Source organism: Kitasatospora sp. NPDC029367, from assembly GCF_055569135.1.
Genome location: NZ_JBVHYH010000002.1, coordinates 27403 through 46907, shown reverse-complemented (window position 1 = coordinate 46907; position 19505 = coordinate 27403). Strand labels below are relative to the sequence as shown.

21 protein-coding genes are annotated in these 19505 nt (G+C 73.3%); 6 read left to right on the top strand and 15 right to left on the bottom strand.

Annotation, left to right across the window (positions count from 1 at the left end; all coding sequences use genetic code 11):
- Positions 1–98: 98 nt before the first annotated feature.
- From cysS to ACZ4W5_RS02430, 5 genes are all read right to left on the bottom strand, one after another.
- Complete coding sequence (gene cysS / locus ACZ4W5_RS02450) at positions 99–1493, bottom strand: cysteine--tRNA ligase (protein WP_360225692.1); 1395 nt, start codon at positions 1491–1493, stop codon at positions 99–101.
- 114 nt (positions 1494–1607) lie between these two features.
- Positions 1608–2003 (bottom strand): PPOX class F420-dependent oxidoreductase, encoded by a 396-nt coding sequence (locus ACZ4W5_RS02445; RefSeq protein ID WP_360225689.1) that lies wholly within the window; start codon positions 2001–2003, stop codon positions 1608–1610.
- Between the two features lie 158 nt (positions 2004–2161).
- Positions 2162–2653 carry a 2-C-methyl-D-erythritol 2,4-cyclodiphosphate synthase gene (gene ispF / locus ACZ4W5_RS02440; RefSeq protein WP_360225686.1) on the bottom strand — a complete coding sequence of 164 codons (492 nt, stop codon included), beginning with the start codon at positions 2651–2653 and terminating at the stop codon, positions 2162–2164.
- Complete coding sequence (gene ispD, locus ACZ4W5_RS02435) at positions 2643–3398, bottom strand: 2-C-methyl-D-erythritol 4-phosphate cytidylyltransferase (RefSeq protein ID WP_465652445.1); 756 nt, start codon at positions 3396–3398, stop codon at positions 2643–2645. Before ispD ends, ispF begins: the two co-directional genes overlap by 11 nt.
- 260 nt (positions 3399–3658) lie before the next feature.
- Positions 3659–4141 carry a CarD family transcriptional regulator gene (locus ACZ4W5_RS02430; protein WP_030244332.1) on the bottom strand — a complete coding sequence of 161 codons (483 nt, stop codon included), beginning with the start codon at positions 4139–4141 and terminating at the stop codon, positions 3659–3661.
- A gap of 426 nt (positions 4142–4567) precedes the next feature.
- Between ACZ4W5_RS02430 and ACZ4W5_RS02425 the strand changes: the two genes are divergently transcribed.
- Positions 4568–5269 (top strand): DUF461 domain-containing protein, encoded by a 702-nt coding sequence (locus tag ACZ4W5_RS02425; RefSeq protein ID WP_465652275.1) that lies wholly within the window; start codon positions 4568–4570, stop codon positions 5267–5269.
- A 178-nt stretch (positions 5270–5447) separates the two neighbouring features.
- Here ACZ4W5_RS02425 and phoP read toward each other — a convergent pair whose 3' ends face one another.
- Positions 5448–6143 (bottom strand): two-component system response regulator PhoP, encoded by a 696-nt coding sequence (gene phoP / locus ACZ4W5_RS02420; RefSeq protein WP_031069385.1) that lies wholly within the window; start codon positions 6141–6143, stop codon positions 5448–5450.
- A gap of 2 nt (positions 6144–6145) precedes the next feature.
- The gene (locus ACZ4W5_RS02415; RefSeq protein WP_465652273.1) at positions 6146–7624 is read right to left on the bottom strand and encodes a sensor histidine kinase; all 1479 of its coding nucleotides are present in this window, start codon (positions 7622–7624) and stop codon (positions 6146–6148) included.
- 306 nt (positions 7625–7930) lie between these two features.
- Here ACZ4W5_RS02415 and phoU point away from each other — a divergent pair, with 306 nt between their 5' ends.
- Both phoU and ACZ4W5_RS02405 read left to right on the top strand, forming a co-directional pair.
- Positions 7931–8620: a phosphate signaling complex protein PhoU gene (gene phoU, locus ACZ4W5_RS02410; protein WP_360225677.1), complete on the top strand. Its 690-nt coding sequence runs from the start codon at positions 7931–7933 to the stop codon at positions 8618–8620.
- Between the two features lie 166 nt (positions 8621–8786).
- Positions 8787–8972: a hypothetical protein gene (locus ACZ4W5_RS02405; protein WP_465652271.1), complete on the top strand. Its 186-nt coding sequence runs from the start codon at positions 8787–8789 to the stop codon at positions 8970–8972.
- Positions 8973–9071: 99 nt separating this feature from the next.
- Here the strand turns inward: ACZ4W5_RS02405 and ACZ4W5_RS02400 are convergent, their stop codons facing one another.
- Positions 9072–9668, bottom strand: coding sequence for a lytic polysaccharide monooxygenase (locus ACZ4W5_RS02400; RefSeq protein WP_360225671.1), 597 nt, complete (start codon positions 9666–9668; stop codon positions 9072–9074).
- 257 nt (positions 9669–9925) lie between these two features.
- Positions 9926–10684, bottom strand: coding sequence for a phosphoglyceromutase (locus tag ACZ4W5_RS02395; protein WP_360225668.1), 759 nt, complete (start codon positions 10682–10684; stop codon positions 9926–9928).
- Between the two features lie 149 nt (positions 10685–10833).
- Here ACZ4W5_RS02395 and ACZ4W5_RS02390 point away from each other — a divergent pair, with 149 nt between their 5' ends.
- Positions 10834–12138 (top strand): MDR family MFS transporter, encoded by a 1305-nt coding sequence (locus ACZ4W5_RS02390; RefSeq protein WP_360225665.1) that lies wholly within the window; start codon positions 10834–10836, stop codon positions 12136–12138.
- Between the two features lie 30 nt (positions 12139–12168).
- Here ACZ4W5_RS02390 and ACZ4W5_RS02385 read toward each other — a convergent pair whose 3' ends face one another.
- Positions 12169–12681: a type III secretion system chaperone family protein gene (locus ACZ4W5_RS02385; protein ID WP_360225662.1), complete on the bottom strand. Its 513-nt coding sequence runs from the start codon at positions 12679–12681 to the stop codon at positions 12169–12171.
- A gap of 39 nt (positions 12682–12720) precedes the next feature.
- The gene (gene mshA / locus ACZ4W5_RS02380) at positions 12721–14094 is read right to left on the bottom strand and encodes a D-inositol-3-phosphate glycosyltransferase (RefSeq protein WP_465652268.1); all 1374 of its coding nucleotides are present in this window, start codon (positions 14092–14094) and stop codon (positions 12721–12723) included.
- A 226-nt stretch (positions 14095–14320) separates the two neighbouring features.
- Here mshA and ACZ4W5_RS02375 point away from each other — a divergent pair, with 226 nt between their 5' ends.
- The gene (locus ACZ4W5_RS02375) at positions 14321–15154 is read left to right on the top strand and encodes a methyltransferase domain-containing protein (protein WP_465652266.1); all 834 of its coding nucleotides are present in this window, start codon (positions 14321–14323) and stop codon (positions 15152–15154) included.
- Positions 15155–15347: 193 nt separating this feature from the next.
- On the opposite strand, the gene ACZ4W5_RS02370 is transcribed toward ACZ4W5_RS02375, so the two are convergent.
- Positions 15348–15908, bottom strand: a complete 561-nt coding sequence (locus tag ACZ4W5_RS02370) for an O-acetyl-ADP-ribose deacetylase (protein ID WP_465652265.1) — start codon at positions 15906–15908, stop codon at positions 15348–15350.
- Between the two features lie 239 nt (positions 15909–16147).
- On the opposite strand from ACZ4W5_RS02370, the gene ACZ4W5_RS02365 reads away from it, so the two are divergent.
- Positions 16148–17665, top strand: coding sequence for a PP2C family protein-serine/threonine phosphatase (locus ACZ4W5_RS02365; protein WP_465652263.1), 1518 nt, complete (start codon positions 16148–16150; stop codon positions 17663–17665).
- 100 nt (positions 17666–17765) lie between these two features.
- Here the strand turns inward: ACZ4W5_RS02365 and ACZ4W5_RS02360 are convergent, their stop codons facing one another.
- The 3 genes from ACZ4W5_RS02360 to ACZ4W5_RS02350 all read right to left on the bottom strand — a co-directional run bounded on the left by ACZ4W5_RS02360 (position 17766) and on the right by ACZ4W5_RS02350 (position 19178).
- Positions 17766–18107, bottom strand: coding sequence for a DUF2516 family protein (locus tag ACZ4W5_RS02360; RefSeq protein ID WP_360225644.1), 342 nt, complete (start codon positions 18105–18107; stop codon positions 17766–17768).
- Positions 18108–18228: 121 nt separating this feature from the next.
- Positions 18229–18768 (bottom strand): hypothetical protein, encoded by a 540-nt coding sequence (locus ACZ4W5_RS02355; RefSeq protein ID WP_465652261.1) that lies wholly within the window; start codon positions 18766–18768, stop codon positions 18229–18231.
- A gap of 2 nt (positions 18769–18770) precedes the next feature.
- Entirely contained in the window at positions 18771–19178 is a 408-nt protein-coding gene (locus ACZ4W5_RS02350) for a helix-turn-helix domain-containing protein (protein ID WP_360225638.1), read from the bottom strand.
- Positions 19179–19505: the final 327 nt, after the last annotated feature.

The window sequence follows — 19505 nt, the reverse complement described above, 5'->3', positions numbered from 1 at the left end:
CGCTCGGTGCGGCGGCGGTCGACGGCATGCGCTACGTCATGCGGGAGGGCCGCACCGGTCCGGTACGGCCCACCCATCACCCCGATCGTCAGATGGGGTTACTGGTTGTTGATCGTCCAGCGCGGGCCGGACGGGGTGTCCTCGATCACCAGCCCGGCCAGGCCGAGCTGGTCGCGGATGGCGTCCGCGGTGGCGAAGTCCTTGCGCTGGCGCGCCGCCTGCCGCTGGTCCAGGACCAGCCGGACCAGCGAGTCGACCACGCCGTGGAGGTCCTCGCCGCGCTCCGCCCCGGCCCACTGCGGGTCGAGCGGATCGAGACCCAGTACACCGAGCATCGCACGGACCTCGGCCAGTCGCGCCACCACGCTCTCCTTGTCGTCCGCGTTCAGGGCGCTGTTGCCCTGGCGGACGGCGGTGTGCACGACGGCCAGCGCCTGCGGGACGCCGAAGTCGTCGTCCATCGCCTCGGCGAAGGCCGAGGGCACCTCGGGCGCCGCGTCGACCTTGCCGCAGCGCTCGACGGCCCGCTGGATGAAGCCCTCGATCCGGCCGAAGCCGGCCTCGGCCTCGCGCAGCGCGTCCTCGCTGTACTCGATCATCGAGCGGTAGTGCGCGGCGCCCAGGTAGTAGCGGAGCACGATCGGCCGCCACGCCCGGACCATCTCGGAGACCAGCACCGAGTTGCCGAGCGACTTGCTCATCTTCTCGCCGGCCATGGTGACCCAGGCGTTGTGCACCCAGAAGGCCGCGAAGTCGTCGCCGTAGGCCTTGGACTGGGCGATCTCGTTCTCGTGGTGCGGGAAGATCAGGTCCAGCCCGCCGCCGTGGATGTCGAAGGCCGGGCCCAGGTACTTGTGCGCCATCGCCGAGCACTCCAGGTGCCAGCCGGGACGGCCACGGCCCCACGGGGTCTCCCAGCTCGGCTCGCCCGGCTTGGCGGCCTTCCACATCGCGAAGTCGCGCTGGTCGCGCTTGCCGGTCTCGCCCTCGCCCTCGGGCTGGCGCAGGTCGGCGAGCTTCTGGTTGGAGAGCGCGAGGTAGTCGGGGTACGACTTCACGTCGAAGTAGACGTTGCCGTCGACCGCGTAGGCGTGGCCCTTCTCGATGAGCCCCTGCATCATCTCGATCATCTCGGGCACGTGCCCGGTGGCCCGCGGCTCGACGGTCGGCGGCAGGCAGCCGAGCGCGCTGTAACCGTCGTTGAAGGCGCGCTCGTTCTCGTAGCCGATCTGCCACCACGGCGTGCCGAGCTCGCGCTCCTTGGCGATGATCTTGTCGTCGATGTCGGTGACGTTGCGGACGAAGGTCACCTGGTAGCCGCGGTAGGCGAACCACCGCTGCATGATGTCGAAGTTGAGGCCGGACCGGATGTGCCCGATGTGTGGCGCCGACTGGACGGTAGCGCCGCACAGGTAGATCGAGACACAACCCGGTACAAGCGGGACGAAGTCGCGTACCTGGCGGGTGCTGGTGTCGTACAGACGAATGCTCACAGCGTCAAGCGTAGTGGGCGGCGGGGGGTGCCCCGCGACATTAACCGGGAACGGACCGGGCATTCCCCGGGGAACGGCGGGGCCGCCCCGGGGAATCGCGGCCCGTCCGGCCGGTCAGATGTTGCCGACCACCTTGCGCGGGGTGAGCCGGACGACCACCCGGACGTCGTCCGGACCGTCGAACCCGTACTCCTGCTCACCGCGGTACTTGAAGCCCAGCTCGTTGATCAGCTCCCGGCCGCCCTCGGTGGTCAGCGTCACCGAACCGCGGGCCTCCAGGTACTCGTACGGGCTCTCCGGCGGGTTGATCAGGATCGAGGCCCGCGGGTCCTTCACCAGGTTGAGGTGCTTGCGGCGGCCCTCCACCGTGGAGAACAGGATGTCGTCGCCGTCCCGCTTGACCCAGACCACCGAGGACTGGGGGCTGCCGTCCGGCTGGATCGTGGAGACCACGGCGAAGCTCTTGCCGTCGATCAACGCCTTGGCACGGTCGGAGAGTTGGGAAGTCATCGGGAACCTCTTCTCGTCGGCGACGGTACGGCCCGAGGGCGAGCTCCGCACGGGCCCGGACCGAACCCTACCGATCCGGGCCCCTGCGACATCCGGTGAACACCCGTCAACAGCCGGCTGTTTCCGACCGGGCGACCGGCCGGCAACCGGCGAACGGCTCAACGCCGTTCGTACACCAGGGCGGTGGCGATCGCGGCCAGCCCCTCGGCCCGGCCGGTCAGGCCCAGGCCGTCGGTGGTGGTGCCGGAGACCGAGACCGGCGCACCGGCCGCCTCGGACAGCGCGGCCTGCGCCTCGGCCCGCCGCTTGCCGATCTTCGGCCGGACCCCGATCACCTGGACCGCGATGTTGCCGATCTCGAAGCCGGCCTCGCGCACCAGCCGGGCCGCCTCGCCGAGCAGCTTCACCCCGGAGGCGCCGGACCACTCCGGGCGGTCGGTGCCGAAGTGGGCGCCCAGGTCGCCGATCCCGGCGGCCGAGAACAGCGCGTCGCAGGAGGCGTGCGCGGCCACGTCGGCGTCCGAGTGCCCCGCCAGCCCGTCCCCGGCGTCCGGCCACTCCAGTCCGGCGACCCACAGCGGGCGGCCGGCCTCGAAGGCGTGCACGTCGGTGCCGATCCCCACCCGGGGGATCAGGGGCTCAGTAGTCATCGGCGGCCCTCCGGCGGGCGAGTACGGCCTCGGCGAGCACGAGGTCCAACGGACGGGTGACCTTGAACGCCTCTTCGTGGCCGGGCACCACGACGACCGTGCCGCCGTAGCGCTCCACCAGTCCGGCGTCGTCGGTGACGGGCACGGCGTCGGCGCCGCCGGCGGCCTCCTCGGCCAGCGCCTTGGCGTGCACCTCGACCAGGGCGGCCCGGTCGAAGCCCTGCGGGGTCTGCACCGCGCGCAGGGTGGCCCGCTCGGGCGTGTCGAGCACCGGCTCGGGGCGGCCCGGGTTCGGCTCCACCCGCTTCACGGTGTCGGCCAGCGGCACCGCGGGCACCACCGCCGGAGCCCCGGCCCGGACGGCGGCCGCGACGGCGTCCACCACCTCGACCGGGACGAGCGGACGGGCCGCGTCGTGCACCAGCACGATCTTGACGTCCTCGGGGATCGCCGCCAGGCCGAGCCGGACCGACTCCTGGCGGGTCGCGCCGCCGGCCACCACCCGGAAGTCCTTGCCGGCCAGCCCGTGGCCGTCCAGCAGGGCGACCACCTCGGCCACCCCGTCGGCGGGCGCGGCGACCACGACCAGGCCGACCGCCCGGCTGCGGGCGAGGGCCCGTACGGCGTGCACCAGGAGCGGCACTCCGCCCAGCTCCCGCAGGGCCTTCGGGGCCCCTGGCCCCAGCCGTTCACCGCGTCCGGCGGCGGGCACCACTGCTGCTGCGACTGCTGCTGACGCGTTCAGGTTTCACTCCTTCGGCGAAGTGGGTATGGCCTTGGCGTGCCCGGCGGGCGCGGGGGCCCCTTCCGAAGAACGACTGGTCCACTGCCCGCCGCACAACTGCGCAGAAACGGTCTTGCAGGCCTGGACCGGCTCGGGTGGGGGGGCGTCGTCCGGACACGCCTCAGCGCCCGGACTGCCACTGCACCACCCCCGGACGGTTCGTCCTGGGAGCGGCACGCCGGCACCGGGCGCTGTGGGCGATGGGCGGAAGCCCGACCGCACTACGAGGCGAGGACCTCGTCGAGCAGCGTCTCCGCCTTGTCCTCGTTGGTGTTCTCCGCCAGCGCGAGCTCGCTGACGAGGATCTGGCGCGCCTTCGCGAGCATCCGCTTCTCGCCGGCCGAGAGGCCGCGCTCGCGCTCGCGACGCCAGAGGTCGCGCACGACCTCGGCGACCTTGATAACGTCGCCCGAGGCGAGCTTCTCCAGGTTCGCCTTGTAGCGACGGGACCAGTTGGTCGGCTCTTCGGTGTACGGTGCGCGGAGCACCTCGAAGACCCGGTCCAGACCCTCCTGGCCGACCACATCGCGCACGCCGACGAACTCCGCGTTCTCGGCGGGCACGCGGAGCGTCAGGTCTCCCTGCTGCACCTTGAGCACCAGGTAGGTCTTGTCCACACCTTTGATCTGGCGAATTTCGATGGCCTCGATCAGCGCGGCCCCGTGATGGGGGTAGACCACCGTGTCGCCAACCTTGAACGTCATGTGACAGGACCCCTTCCGTGGCTTTCCAGAATAACACGCCTTGCGGCCCACCCGAAGGGCGTTTTCGCAGGTCAGGGCCGGTACCGGGGCTTGACAAGGACCCCCGTGACGTGCTGCGACCGATGTTCGAGAGGGGCTTCCCGCAGGTCGGAGGCGGTTCCGAGGTCCGGCGAAACCCTTGCGCAACACCCCCGCAAGCATGATTGGATCTTGAGCTTTCGCCCTGTTGCGGGCCGTGACCCGATCGTTATTCGATCTTGGTCGAAGCTTGTCCTGCTGGTGACCGGTCCATGCCACGAGTACGGCCGGACGGCCCCCGTGGGGCCCCGGGAGTGCGACACGGGGACCACCCCGTGAGGAGCGCATAAGTGAGGTCGATAATCTGAGACCTGACCTGTCGACACGTGACCTAGGAGTAGCCGCCGCATGAGCCGCAGCCTTCGACGCGGCAGCATCGCCGCCATCGCCGCCCTCGCCATCGCCTCGCTGTCCTCCTGCGCAGCCAGCAACACGCCGGACACCCTGCAGATCAAGCCGGACAACGCGGCGGCGACCCTTGGGACGAACCTTCGACTGAACAACATCGTGATCGTCACCGGGGTCGGCACCTCGGGTGACTACACCGGCCCCGCCAACGTGGTCGTGAACATCTCCAACACGGCGACCACCCCGGCCGAGCTGCAGTCGATCACCGTCGGCAACGCTTCCGCCACCTTCGCGGACGCCGCGGGTGCCCCGCAGTCCAGCATCGTCATCCCGGCCGGCAGCTCGGTGGCGATCGGCGGCCAGGGCAACCCGTCCGCCTCGCTGAGCGCGGCGGCCGTCCACATCGGCGGCTTCGCCAACACCACCTTCGCCTTCAAGGACGGCCAGAAGGTCGACGCCCAGGCCGGCGTCAGCCCGGACTCGGACAAGGGCCTCTACAAGGGCTTCGGTCCGACCCCGGCGGCCGTGCCCGCCAAGACCGGCTCCCCCGCCGCGACCGCCCCGGCCGCGACCACCCCGGCCACCCCCGCCGCGGGTGCCAGCACGCCGGCCACCGGCGCCAGCGCCCCGGCCGCCCCGGCCACCGGCGCCACCACGCCGGCCACCCCGGTCGCCGGCAGCACCGCGCCGGCCGCCCACTGACGCGACGCGCTCCTGACCGGGCGCACCCCTGACGCAGTGCGCGAGAGCCTCCCGCCGGCCCTACCGGGGCCCGCGGGAGGCTTTCGTACGTCCCGGTGGCAGCGCGGGAACGCGGAAGGCCCTCACCGGCGACCGCCGGTGAGGGCCTTCCGCTTCAGCGTCCTCGCGGGCCCGCGGTTTACGGCTCGAACTTGTAGCCCAGGCCGCGGACCGTGACCAGGTAGCGCGGCGCGCCCGGGTCGGGCTCGATCTTCGCCCGCAGGCGCTTCACGTGGACGTCCAGGGTCTTGGTGTCGCCGACGTAGTCCGCGCCCCACACCCGGTCGATCAGCTGCATGCGGGTGAGCACCCGGCCCGCGTTGCGCAGCAGCATCTCCAGCAGGTCGAACTCCTTGAGCGGCAGGTCGACCTTGGCGCCGTCCACCGTCACCACGTGCCGGTCGACGTCCATCCGGACCGGGCCCGCCTCCAGGGCGCCCGGGCCGCCGCCGTTGTCGCCCGCGCCGCCGTCCTCGCCGCGGCGGCGCAGCACCGCGCGGATCCGGGCGACCAGCTCCCGGGTGGAGTACGGCTTGGTCACGTAGTCGTCAGCGCCTATCTCCAGCCCGACGACCTTGTCGATCTCGCTGTCCTTGGCGGTCACCATGATCACCGGCACGTTGGAGCGCACCCGGAGCTGGCGGCAGACCTCGGTGCCCGGCAGGCCCGGGAGCATCAGGTCGAGCAGGACGAGGTCGGCACCGTTGCGTTCGAACTGCTCCAGGGCGTCGGGGCCGGTCGCGGCGACGGCCACCTCGAAGCCCTCCTTGCGGAGCATGTACGAGAGGGCGTCGCTGAACGACTCCTCGTCCTCGACCACCAGTACTCGGGTCACGATCAGGCCTCCGGGGCAAGCTGGGTTGTCTTTGACAGGGGTTGTTCCCGCTCCCCGGCGGGGAGCGAACGGGCCGCACGGTGGGTGCGGTCCGCGGTGCGGGTCCGGGGTGCCGTGGCGGGCCCGGCGGTGTCGGCACCGGGCTCGTCGCGGCGGGCGCTGCGGGGTTCGTCATGGTCCGGCCCGGCGTCGGCGGCGTCGAGGTCGTCGCCGAGGTCGTCGCCGAAGTCCTCGTCCAGGTCCTCGTCCAGGTCCTCGTCGGAGGCGTCCTCGGGGGCCTGGCCGGCGGGCAGGCGGATGGTGAAGGTCGAACCCTGGCCCTCGACGCTCCACACCGAGACGGTGCCGCCGTGCGAGGCGGCGACGTGCTTGACGATGGACAGGCCGAGGCCGGTGCCGCCGGTCTGCCGGGAGCGGGCCGGGTCGACCCGGTAGAAGCGTTCGAAGACCCGCTCGCGGTCCTTCTCGGAGATGCCGATGCCCTGGTCGGTGACCGAGATCTCGATCAGCTCGCCGTCCGCCTCGCCGAGCGCGGCGGCGCTGGAGATCCGGCGGGTGGCGATGGCCACCCGGGTGCGGGGCGGGCTGTAGTTGACGGCGTTCTCGACCAGGTTGCCGAGCGCCGCGGCGAGCTGGCCGCGGTTGCCGTGCAGGTAGAGCCCGGCGATCCCGCCGGCCGCGATCAGGATCTGCTTGGCGGCGGCCTGCTGGCGGCAGCGGTCGATCGCCTCGGCGATCAGCTCGTCCACCGCGACCGGCTCCGGATCGACCATCAGCCGGTCGTCCTGGACCCGGGAGAGGTCGATGATCTCCTGCACCAGGCTGGCCAGCCGGGTCGCCTCGACCTGCATCCGGCCGGCGAAGCGCTGCACCGCCTCCGGGTCGTCGGACGCGTCGGCGACCGCCTCGGAGAGCAGCGACAGCGCGCCGACCGGGGTCTTGAGCTCATGGCTGACGTTGGCCACGAAGTCCCGGCGGACGGCCTCCACCCGGCGGCGCTCGGTCTGGTCCTCGACCAGCACCAGCACCAGCCGGGAGCCCAGCGGGGCGACCCGGACGGAGACCGCGAGCGGCTCGGCCGCGCGGGCCGCGCCGGGGCGGGGCACCTCCAGCTCCACCTGCCGGATCTCGCCGTCCCGGCGGGTGGCGCGGGCCAGCGCGAGCATCTGGTCCACGGCGACCGCGCCGCCGCGCACCAGACCCATCGCGTACGCGGCCGAGCTGGCCTTGACCACCTCGTCGCCCTCGCCCAGCACGATCGCGCAGGAGCGGAGCACCGAGAGCACGGTGTCGACCCCCGGCGGCAGGGGGGGTTCCGGGGTGCCGGTGCCCAGCGCCTGGTACCGGCCGTACTGCTTGCCGCTGGTGTATTTACCCTTGGCCTGCTCGCGCTCGCTCCAGCGGAAGGCGATGGAGGCGGTGAGGCCGACACCGAGCCCGGCTATGGCGCAGGCAGCGGCAGCGGCCACGTTCACGTCCATGTGGCCAGCGTAAGCGCACGACCTGGCCACTCCCCAAGGGCTGGATCAAGGCATCGACCACGCGTTGCCGAGAATTCACCTCCACGTAGCTGCCGATTCACCGCACCGGCCGTGCGCCGTCGCCCGAACGGCACAGAGTTGGCCACGCAGCCCGTGTGGGAGAGATCGGTGTGCCGAACATCGGCCACGGTCTCGGGTGTGCGCGTACCATTCGCGCCACCAGCAGCGGTCACCCGGACACCGGAACGATGGTCGGACGGGCTGACCGGTCGGCACCGCCACCGACACAGCTACTGAGGAGAGAACATGCGCGACGCGTACCACGAGGAACTCGATGCGATCGGCGACAGCCTGGTCGAGATGGCCCGGCTGGTCGGGTCGGCCCTGGGCCGGGCCACCACCGCTCTCCTGGACGCGGACCTGGCGCTGGCGGAGAACGTGATCGCCGCCGACGAGAAGATCAACGAGCTCCACCACGAGCTCGAGAACCGCGCCATCGACCTGCTCGCCCGGCAGCAGCCGGTCGCCACCGACCTGCGGATCGTGGTCACCTCGCTGCGGATGAGCGCCGACCTGGAGCGCTGCGGGGACCTCGCCCGGCACGTCGCCAAGGTCGCGCGGATGCGCTACCCGGACTCGGCGGTGCCCGCCGACCTGCACTCCACCGTCCTGGAGATGGGCCAGCTCGCCCAGCGCCTGGTCGCCAAGGCGGGCCTGGTGATCGCCACCAAGGACGTCGACAAGGCCCTGGAGATGGAGCAGGACGACGACCGGATCGACGCCCTGCACCGCGAGCTGCTGTCGCACCTGATCGACGAGCGCTGGCACCACGGCATCGAGACCGCCGTCGACATCACCCTGGTCGGCCGCTACTACGAGCGCTTCGCGGACCACGCGGTGTCCGTCGCCAAGCGCGTCGTGTACCTGGTGACCGGCGAGCACGTGGCCGAGTTCGTGGCCGCCACCGAGGCGGCCGGGGCTGCCGGGGCGGAGTGACAGCCGCTCAGCTCCAGGGGTGAGTAAACCTGCCGCGAGGGTGGTGCGGGCGCACGGATTTCCGGACGCCCCACCACTGCGCGCCTGTTGACGCTCCCTCCGAACGGCCGCTTCACTCGACGGTGGGGGCACCGGAGTGTTCCCGTCACTAGGAGGGACGAGCTCGATGAAGGCCAACCCGACCCGACCGGCACCCGCCCACCACACCGTCGAGCCGCCCGCCCCGAAGCTGCTGCCCGTCCTCGCGGCCGGTTGCGGCTGCGGCCCCGGCTGCGGCTGCGGCTGCCAGTCCGGCGCGCCCTGCCAGTGCGGCGGCGCCGACGGCGGCTGCTGCGGCGGCGGCGGCCACTGAGGCACGACTGCTGAGGCACGACTGCTGAAACGGCTGCCGAGGCGTCCCGGGGTGCGCGGTCGTGCACCCCGGGACGCCTGGAAGCGTCGGAGCCGGACGTCAGAACTGGACGTCGGTGCAGGAGTAGAAGGCGTTCCCGGTGTCCGCGATCGTCCAGACCGCGACGACCACCTGGTGCCCGGTGCGCCCGCTCGGAACGGTCGCGGTGTGGCTGAGCGTGCCCGGCACCTGCCGCCCGCCGTAGGGGACGGTCAGGAAGGGCGTCAGCTCGAGGTCGGCCCGGGTGACCGGCCGGCTCGCGTCGTAGCCCGGTTTGGTCAGGTAGTACCGGAAGTCGGTGGTGGCGTGCCGGGCGGTGAACTTCCAGGTGAAGGTGAGCTGCTGGCCCGCGGACACCGGCGTGGTCGGCCAGGCGCCGCCGTGCGGGTCGTCCAGCTCGGCGAAGCGGGAGTTGCCGCCGGCGCAGATGGTGCCGTCGGAGGGTCCGCCGGCCGGGAAGCCCTTCGGCCCCTCGACGCTCTGCGGCTCCCACTGGATGTCGCCGCAGTCCCACGGGACGGCGTTCGCGCTCTCGTCGCAGAGCGCGGCGCGGCTGGGCGGCGTGGTGATGAAGCCGTGCGACTGGGCCGGGAGGGCCAGCGTGAGCGGGATCGCGAGCGCGGCGACGGCCGCCCCGACCAGATGACGTGTGCGCATGGTGCTCCTCCGTGGGGGTGGATGGAGAGTGCGCCGGGGCGCAGACGCGCGCGTTGGGAGTGCGGCGGCCGGGACCTGGGGGAATCCCTGGCATGCCTGCGCCAGCCCGGTGCCCTCACGGTAGGAGTCGGCGCCACCGCCCGTCAATGGTCTGAACCATTTTCGAACCTGCCCCAACTCCCGCCCCACACCGGCCGGTTGAACGAAACGGGCCCCGCTCCCGGCGAACCGGGAGCGGGGCCTCGTCGACAGGCGGGTTACTTCTTGCCCTGGTTCTTGACCGCCTCGATGGCGGCCGCGGCGGCGTCGGCGTCGAGGTAGCGGCCGCCCTTGGCGACCGGCTTGAAGTCGGCGTCCAGCTCGTAGACCAGCGGGATGCCGGTCGGGATGTTGAGGCCGGCGATGTCGGCGTCGGAGATGCCGTCGAGGTGCTTGACCAGCGCGCGCAGGCTGTTGCCGTGGGCGGTGACCAGGACGGTCTTGCCGGCGGCCAGGTCCGGGACGATGGCGTCGTACCAGTACGGGAGCATCCGCTCGACGACGTCCTTGAGGCACTCGGTGCGCGGGCGCAGCTCGCTGGGGATGTCGGCGTAACGGGCGTCGCCGGCCTGCGAGTACTCGGCGTCGTCGGCGAGCACCGGCGGCGGGGTGTCGTAGGAGCGGCGCCACAGCTGGAACTGCTCCTCGCCGAACTCGGCCAGGGTCTGGGCCTTGTCCTTGCCCTGGAGCGCACCGTAGTGGCGCTCGTTCAGGCGCCAGCTGCGGTTGACCGGGATCCAGTGGCGGTCGGCCTTGTCCAGGGCGATCTGCGAGGTGCGGATGGCGCGGCGCAGCAGCGAGGTGTGCACCACGTCGGGGAACAGGCCCTCGGCGGCCAGGAGCTCGCCACCGCGAGCGGCCTCCTTCTCGCCCTTCTCGTTGAGGTCGACGTCGACCCAACCGGTGAAGAGGTTCTTCTGGTTCCACTGGCTCTCGCCGTGACGGAGCAGGATGAGTCGGTACGTCGTGTCAGCCATGGCCCCCAGCTTAGTGGAGCCCGAAAAACCCCTGGTGGGGACCTTGGGCGCGTGGGTAATGTGTGCCGCTGCTATCTGCCGCTTACCTGCGTCGGCCGGCCGGGCCTGCCCGCGCCGCTCAGCGGACGCCCGCCCTCGGGAGCCCCCACATGCTCGTCGCCCTGGCCGCCAATCCCCGGATCCGAAGACTGGTTCGCGAGACGGTGGGCGGGTTGCCGCGGCAGTTCTGGTGGCTCTGGGTGAGCACGCTGGTGAACCGGCTCGGTGCGTTCGTGGTGACGTTCCTCGCTCTCTACCTGACCGCCGAACGGGGGTACTCGGCCTCCTACGCGGGCCTGGTGGCCTCCTTGTTCGGCGCCGGTTCGGCGATCTCGGCGATCGGCGCGGGCGTGCTCACCGACCGGATCGGGCGCCGCCCCACCCTGGTCGCCGCCCAGCTCGGCACCGCGGCCTCCACCGCCGTGCTCGGCTTCATGGACGGCCAGGTGGCGATCGCCGTGGTGGCCTTCGTGGTCGGCCTGTGCAACAACGCCACCCGGCCGCCCACCTCGGCGATCATCGCCGACCTCGTCCCGGCCGAGGACCGGGTCCGGGCGTACTCGCTGAACTACTGGGCGATCAACATCGGCTTCGGCCTGTCCTCCGCCGCGGCCGGCCTGATCGCCACCCACGGCTACCTCACGCTCTTCCTGCTGGACGCCCTGACCACGCTGGTCTGCGCCGTGGTGATCTTCATACGGATCCCGGAGACCAGGCCGCAGGCCGTACCCGGCAAGGCCGGGGACCCCGCCGAGCCGGGGGTCAGCCTGCTCACCGTGCTCCGGGACGCCCCCTTCATGGCGCTGGTCGGGCTGACCCTGCTGGTCGCCCTGGTCTTCCAGCAGGGCAGCACCACGCTGGCCGTGGACATGGGCGCCTCCGGCATCTCGTCCACCCAGTACGGGCTGGTCGTCGGCCTGAACGGGCTGCTGATCGTGGTCCTGCAGATCCCGCTGACCCGGTGGATGGAGGGCCGCTCACGGACCGGGATGCTGATCGCCAGCTGCCTGCTCACCGGCTGGGGCTTCGGGGTGGCCGCGCTGGCCGGCTCCTCGGCCTGGCTGTTCGCGCTCTCGGTGGTGGTCTGGACGGTCGGCGAGATCCTGCACACCCCGGTGATGATGGGCCTGGTCGCCGAGCTGGCGCCGACCCACGGGCGCGGCCGCTACCAGGGCGTCTACGGGCTGTCCTGGTCGCTCGCCTCGCTCCTCGGCCCGGCGGGCGGCGGGCTGCTGCTGCAGTACGCCGGGCCGGCGGTGCTGTGGACGGTCTGCGGGGCGATCGGGACGGTCGCCGCGCTCGGGTACGTGGCGCTGGCCCGCCGGACCGGTGCGGCGGGGCGCCGACGCACCGAGGCCGCGATCGAGGTGGCGGCGCCCGCCGCGGAGCCAGCGAAGGCCCCGGCCGGCGCCTGAGCGCCCGCCGGGCCGGTCGGGTGAATCGGTTCAGTCGGCGGCCGGCGCGGCCAGGTGGGCGAAGGCGGCCAGGTTGCGGGTGGACTCCCCGCGCTTGGTGCGCCACTCCCACTCGCGCCGGATCGCCGAGGCGAAGCCCAGCTCCAGCAGGGTGTTGAAGGGCTCGTCCGCGTTCTCCAGCACCGTCCCGAGCAGCCGGTCGACGGTGTCCGGGGTGAGCGCCTCCAGCGGCAGCCGGCCGGCCAGGTAGACGTCGCCGAGCGCGTCCACCGCGTACGCGACGCCGTAGAGCCGGGTGTTGCGCTCCAGCAGCCAGCGGTAGACGGCCTCGTGGTTCTCGTCCGGGCGGCGGATCACGAAGGCGTTCACCGACAGGGTGTGGTCGCCGACCCGCAGCGCGCAGGCGGTGTTCAGCTTGCGGGTGCCCGGGAGGGTCGCCACCAGGGTGTACGGGTCGGCGGCGGCCGGCTCCCAGGCCACCCCGGCGTCGTCCAGGGCGGTGCGCAGGAGGGTGAGGGCCTCGTCCTTGGTGCGGATTGCCATGGGGGTGACGTTACTCGGCGGTACCGGTGGGGCGCAGCCCTACCCGAGCCGGCGCCGGGCCACCGCCAGCCGGCCGGCCGGGCGGGCCAGACTGCCGGCGTAGACCTCGGCGGTGGTGGCCGCGGCGGTGTCCCAGCCGAACGCGGCCGCGTGCCGGGCGGCCGCCGCCCCGCGCCGGGCGACCAGCGCCGGGTCGGTGACGTACGGCTCCAGCGCGCGTGCCCAGGCCAGCGGGTCGTGGCCCTGCACCAGGCTGCCGGACTCGCCGTCCCGCACCGCGACCGGCAGGCCGCCGACCGCGGCCGCCACCACGGGGGTGCCGCAGGCCTGGGCCTCCAGCGCGACCAGGCCGAAGGACTCGCTGTACGAGGGCATCACCAGGGCCGTCGCCGCGCGGTACCAGTCCGCCAGCCGGTCCTGGCCGACCGGCGGGTGGAACCGCACCACGTCGCCGATGCCGAGCTGGGCGGCGAGCTTGTGCAGGCTCTCCGGCCGGGCCAGCCCGGTGCCGGACGGCCCGCCGACCACCGGCACCACCAGGCGCTCGCGCAGCCCCGGACGGGCCTCCAGCAGCGCGGCGACCGCCCGCAGCAGCACGTCCGGCGCCTTCAACGGCTGGATCCGCCCGGCGAACAGCAGCACCGCCGCGTCCTGCGGCAGGCCCAGCCTCGCCCGGGCCTCGGCCCCGGCGCGCGGGCCGCCGGGGCGGAAGACGTCCAGGTTGACCCCGGGGTGGACGACGGCCAGCTGGTCCGGCCGGGCGGCGTAGTGCAGCGCCAGCTCGGCGGCCTCCTCGGTGGTGTTGGCGATCAGCCGGTCGGCCGCCTCGACCACCTGGGTCTCGCCGATCACCCGGGCCGGGGGCTCGGGCGTGTCGCCCTCGGCCAGCGCGGCGTTCTTGACCTTCGCCATGGTGTGCATGGTGTGCACCAGCGGCACCCCCCAGCGCTGGGCGGCGAGCCAGCCGACCTGCCCGGAGAGCCAGTAGTGCGAGTGCACCAGGTCGTAGTGGCCGGGGCGGTGGCCCGCCTCGGTGCGCAGCACGCCGTGGGTGAAGGCGCACAGCTGGGCCGGCAGGTCCTCCTTGATCAGGCCCTCGTACGGGCCGGCGGTGACGTGCCGGACCAGCACACCGGGGGCCAGCTCGACCGTCGGCGCGTCGTCCGAGCAGATCGCCCGGGTGAACACCTCGACCTCGATGTTCAGCTCGGCCAGGCGCTTGGCCAGCTCGACGATGTAGACGTTCATCCCGCCGGCGTCGCCGGTGCCGGGCTGGTGCAGCGGCGAGGTGTGCACGCTGAGCATGGCTATCCGGCGCGGGCGGCGACGGCCCGGGACGAGCGACTGGAGCCGGCCGCGCGCGGGCGTCGCGGACTGGGCACGGCGTACCGAACGGACGGGGTGCTGGATCACCTGGCTACTGCCTCCTCGTGTGCGGCCCGTCTCGGCGGTCCGCGTGAACGGGCCCGCCGCATGTCCGGTGTGCGCTGCCCCGTCCGGGCACACATCACCACCAGTGTGCCAACCACTCGGCGGCCGCCCGGCATTCCCGGTCCCGGCGACCGGTCCGCCGGAGCGGCATCCGCCCAGCTCAGGCCGGGGACGCCCGGCCCCGCGACCGCCGACTACCCTTCTGGGCATGGCTGCCTCCTTCGATCCCGCGACCGCCGCGCCCGCCCGCGGCCGGACCGGACGGCCGGTCGGGACGGTCACCCGGGGCACCACCAACACCAACCGGCTGCGCCGGATGGACCGCTGGATCGCCCACACCCTGGGCCGGGCGCTGCGCGCCGCCGAGCGGCCCCCGGTGGCGGTGGACCTTGGCTACGGCGCGGCGCCGTGGACGGCCGTGGAGCTGGCCGGACGGCTGCGCACGGTGCGGCCGGACGTCCGGGTGGTCGGGATCGAGATCGAGCCGGAACGGGTCGCGGCCGCGCTGCCGTACGCCGAGCCGCCGCTGCTCACCTTCCGGCGCGGCGGCTTCGAGGTGCCGCTGGACGGCGGCCGGCCGGCCCAGCTGATCCGGGCGGCCAACGTGCTGCGGCAGTACGACGAGTCGGCGGTGGCCGGGGTGTGGGAGCGGCTGTGCGCCCGGCTGGCCCCGGACGGGCTGCTGGTCGAGGGCACCTGCGACGAGATCGGGCGGCGGCACGTCTGGGTCGCGCTGGGGCCGGAGGGGCCCCGGACGGTGACCTTCGCGGCCCGGCTGGGCGGCCTGGGCCGGCCCTCCGACCTGGCCGAGCGGCTGCCGAAGGCGCTGATCCACCACAACGTGCCGGGGCGGCCGGTGCACGCCTTCCTGACCGACTTCGACCGGGCCTGGTCGGCGGCCGCGCCGTACGGGGCGTTCGGGGCTCGGCAGCGCTGGGTGGCGGCCTGCACGGCGCTCGCGGGCAGCTGGCCGCTGGTGGACGCGCGCGGGCGGTGGCGGCAGGGCGAGGTCACGCTGCCCTGGACGGCGCTCGCCCCGTAGCGGGCGACCGGGCCCGGGCCGGAGCGACCGGGCGCCGTCCGGTCGGACGGGCGGCGCGCGCCTCCGCTGCGGCTTTCACTCGAACGAGTTATCGAATATCTCTGGCGTGTTGACGCCTCGTCACGCCACGATGGAGACCGCCGGGCGGCGACACCACACGCCGCCCGGCGTGCACCGGCGTGCACCGCGCCCGTCAGCCACCCGGCCCGAGCAGCTCCTCCCGGGCTCGTTCGAACACCTCGTACATCTCCGCCCCGAACAGCACGAACCGCACCTCCGCCAGCTCCGCGCCCGCGAGCACGTCACCGCCGCCCAGCACCTCGGCGACGGTGCCGAGCGCGATCCGGGCCGCGTCCGCCGGCGGCCAGCCGAAGATCCCCGCCGACACGGCCGGGAAGGCCACCGTGCGCGCGCCCAACCCGGCCGCCGTGCGCAGCGACTCGCGATAGCAGGAGGCCAGCAGCCCAGCCCGCTCCTCGTACTCCTCCGCCAGGTACACCGGCCCGACGGTGTGCACCACCCAGCGGGCCGGCAGCCGCCCGGCCGTGGTCGCCACCGCCTGCCCGGTGGGCAGCCCCTTGCCCCAGTGCGAGGCCCTCAGCCGGCGGCACTCCTCCAGGATCTGCGGCCCGCCCCTGCGGTGGATCGCGCCGTCCACCCCGCCGCCGCCCAGCAGCGAGGAGTTGGCGGCGTTCACCACCGCGTCCACCTCCTGTGCCGTGATGTCACCCTCGACCAGGGTGATCCGCGTCACCACCACCTACCCCCTTCCCCGGACCGGTCCGGCAGCCGTCGGGCCGGGATCCGAGCCGTCGTCCGAATCCGATCACCACACCGCCACCGGCGTGGCAATAACCACAACGGCGCCGGTCGGCCAGAGAAATCCCCGGAGATCACGTTATGGTCGCGAGAAGTTCCCCGACGCACGGTGCCAGGCGGGCACTGCGGACGGACGCCGGCCGTTACGCAGTCGGGGAAAGGGAGGAACCACCGATGCCCGCAACGGGAGACGGGCGGGCACCTGGTGCCGCGGACCTGCCGGGCGCCCACGACGGCGCCCCCGTCGGCCATGCCCGTACCCGCCCGGCCACCACCGGTCCGACCACGGCCGCTCCCCCGATACCCCACCCCCGCTCGCAGCCGGCCCGGACCGCGCACGGCACCCGCCGCCCCGCCCACCCCACCGGGGCCGGCCACGCCCCCGCGCCCGGGGACGGACCCGCCGACGGCGCCGCCGCGCCCCTGCGGCTCCTGGTCATCGAGGACGACGCCTCGGACGCCCAGCTGATCAAGGCGGCGGTCGCCGACAGCGGCACCTCCATCGAGATCCACTGGGCCCGCGGCCTCGAACAGGCCACCCAGCTGCTCGCCCAGTCCTCCCCCGCGAGCCGGCGCGGACGCTCCCGCGGCGGCGGCTTCGGCTGCGTCCTGCTCGACCTGGCCTCCCCCGCCGACCTGTCGCACCCGTCCGACCCCTCGGACGGCCTCGAAGTCCTGCACGAACTGCTGCGCCGCGCCCCGCACATCCCCGTCGTGGTGCTCACCGACGCCGCCGGGGCCGAACTCGGCGCCGCCGCCGTCGCCGCGGGCGCCCAGGACTTCCTGATCAAGCACGAGACCGACGGCCCGCTGCTGGCCCGCGCACTGCGCTACGCGGTCGAACGCAAGCGCGCCGACGAGTCCCAGCGCCGCCTGGTCGAGGCCGAGTTGCGCGGCCAGGAGAACGCCCGGCTGCAGCGCCACCTGCTGCCCACCCCGCTGCTCGACGGCGCCGGGCTCTCCTTCACCCGGCGCTACCGCCCCGGCCGCCGCCGCGCCCTGCTCGGCGGCGACTTCTACGACGCCGTGCGCACCGACGACGGCACCGTCCACGTCGTGATCGGCGACGTCTGCGGCCACGGCCCCGACGAGGCCGCGCTCGGCGTCGCCCTCCGGATAGCGTGGCGCACCCTGGTCTTCGCCGGCCTCACCGGCGAGACCCTGCTCACCACGCTCCAGCACGTACTGGAGCACGAACGGCGCAGCGACGAGATCTTCGCGACGCTCTGCATGCTCGTGATCGAGCCCGGCAGCACCACCGACCTCGACTCGCTCGGCACCGCAGAACGCGCCCGGCTCTACCTCGCCGGGCACCCGGCGCCGCTGCTGCTCGGCCGCGACCACGCCCCGATCACCCTGCCCTCCGACCACGCCGGACCCGCCCTCGGCCTGCTGCCGTGCCACGACGGCGGGGCCGCCTGGCCCGCCCACGAGGTCGAACTCCAGCCCGGCTGGCGGCTGTTGCTCTACACCGACGGGCTGATCGAGGGCCGGGTCGGGGCCGGGTCGCGGCGCCTCGGCCAGGACGGACTGGCCGACCTGATCGCCGACCACCAGTCCGCCGGGCTCACCCGGGGGCGGCTCGTCGACAGTGCGATCGCCGAGGTCGAGGAGCTGAACGGCGGGGCGCTGACGGATGACGTCGCGGTGCTGCTGCTGGAGCGGAATCCGGTGCAGCTGATCCTCGGCTGAGGTCGCTGAGGTTGCTGAGGTTGATGGCTGGTTGCGGACGCGCTGCGGCCCGGGAAGGTGAACTGCCTTCCCGGGCCGTGGCGTTGTGCGGGGGGTCGGCCTACCAGGGGCCGTACGGGCCGGTGTTGCTCCGGCCGGTGCCGCCGGTCAGCGCCCGGATCGCGGGGCGGACGTCCACCACGTAGACGATCGAGGCGACCAGGCCGGCCAGGGTGCCGATGCTGCCGAGGAAGTTCGCCCCGAACAGCAGGTCCCACCCGAAGCTGATCCCGAGGACTGCCAGCCAGAAGCCCTTGGTCTTCTTGTCGGCCGCCCGGTAGGCGTCCTCGCGGCGGGTGGCCGCGTCGATCAGCGCGAAGAACTTGTAGCCCAGGATCGCGACGGCCATCCACCAGAACGGGTTCAGGTAGGAAAAGGCCAGGATCTGGAACACTCCGGTCATCGCGGTCTCCTACGTCTCTCGGCTTGCTGCGCCCCGGCCGCCGCCCATCCTGGCACGGCGGCTGCCCGCAGGGTGTGAACGTCCCGCCGTCCGCGGAGGTGCCCCGGGCGGCGGGCGGCGGTCACTCCGTGGCGGTGGGGGTGTTCTTCCGGGGCTTGGCGGGCTTCTTGGGGGCGGGGGCGGCGGGGTCCGCGAGGTCCGCGTCCGCGGAGGCGGTCTCGGCGGTGGGGTCGGTCTCGGCGGTGGGGGCGAGGACGGGGTCGGGGTCGGGGTGGGGGCGGGCCTTGTCCACGACGACCTTGCCGCGCTCGGCCAGCTCGTCGTAGGTCTCCTTGGCCCGGACCGCCAGTTCGAGCGCGCGGGCCACTTGCTGCAGGGCGAAGCCCTGGGCCCGCTCCTGGAGGACCTTGAGGTCGGCGGGGAAGGCCGTGACGGCCGTGACGGCCTCGGTGACCTTGGCCGGGGCGGCGGCCAGCAGCTCCTGCGCCTCGTGGAGCCTGGCGGTCGCCTTCTCCTGGGCACCCTGACGGTCCGCCGCCAGGGCCTCGACCCGGCCCGGCACCTCGCGCAGCTTCTCGTACGCGAGGTCCCCGGCGCCAGCGAGGGCGTACAGCGGGGTCGGGTCGGTGAGGGTCTTCTTGATCTCGTCGGTGATCGGCATGCTTACCGGTCCTCCCGGGGGGTGTGCTGGGTGGCCGCGCCGTCGGTCGCCGGGACGGAGGCCGAGGCGGCGTTCTCCTTGAGGAAGGCGTCGTAGACCGCGAGCAGCGCCTGCTTCTGCTGCTCGTTGATCAGCGGATCGGCCAGGATCGAGGCCCGCAGTTCCAGGCCCTCGCCCCGCCGCTCCTCCAGGATCCCGGCCTGGACGTACAGCGTCTCCGCCGAGATCCGCAGCGCCTTCGCGATCTGCTGCAGGATCTCCGCGCTCGGCTTGCGCAACCCTCGCTCGATCTGGCTGAGGTACGGGTTGGACACGCCGGCGGCCTCCGCCAGCTGGCGCAGCGAGAACTGCGCGTTGCGGCGCTGCTCGCGGATGTACTCGCCGAGGGAGGCGACGTTGAGTGAGGCCATGGGGACAGGGTGCGGGATTGTGCTTGCAATTGCAAGCAGGGTGCTAACTGAGGGCTAACGCGGTGGGGGCCGCTGCGCGGGGCTGGGGTGTGGGGGTGGGCTCTCGGGAGGGTGGGTTGGTCCGGGGGCGGTTCCGGGGGTGGGCGCTCCGGGGGCTGGATGATTTTCGGACCGCCGACCCTGTGGGCACATGGCTGGGCGCCGTTGGCGGTCTGAAAATCACCCGTCACGCCCCTCTCCGCACCCACCCCCTCCACCGCCCCCTCCCGCAGCGCGTCCCTCTCGCCTGGGTCGGGTGGGGGGAGGGGGGTGGTGGGGGTGGGTGGG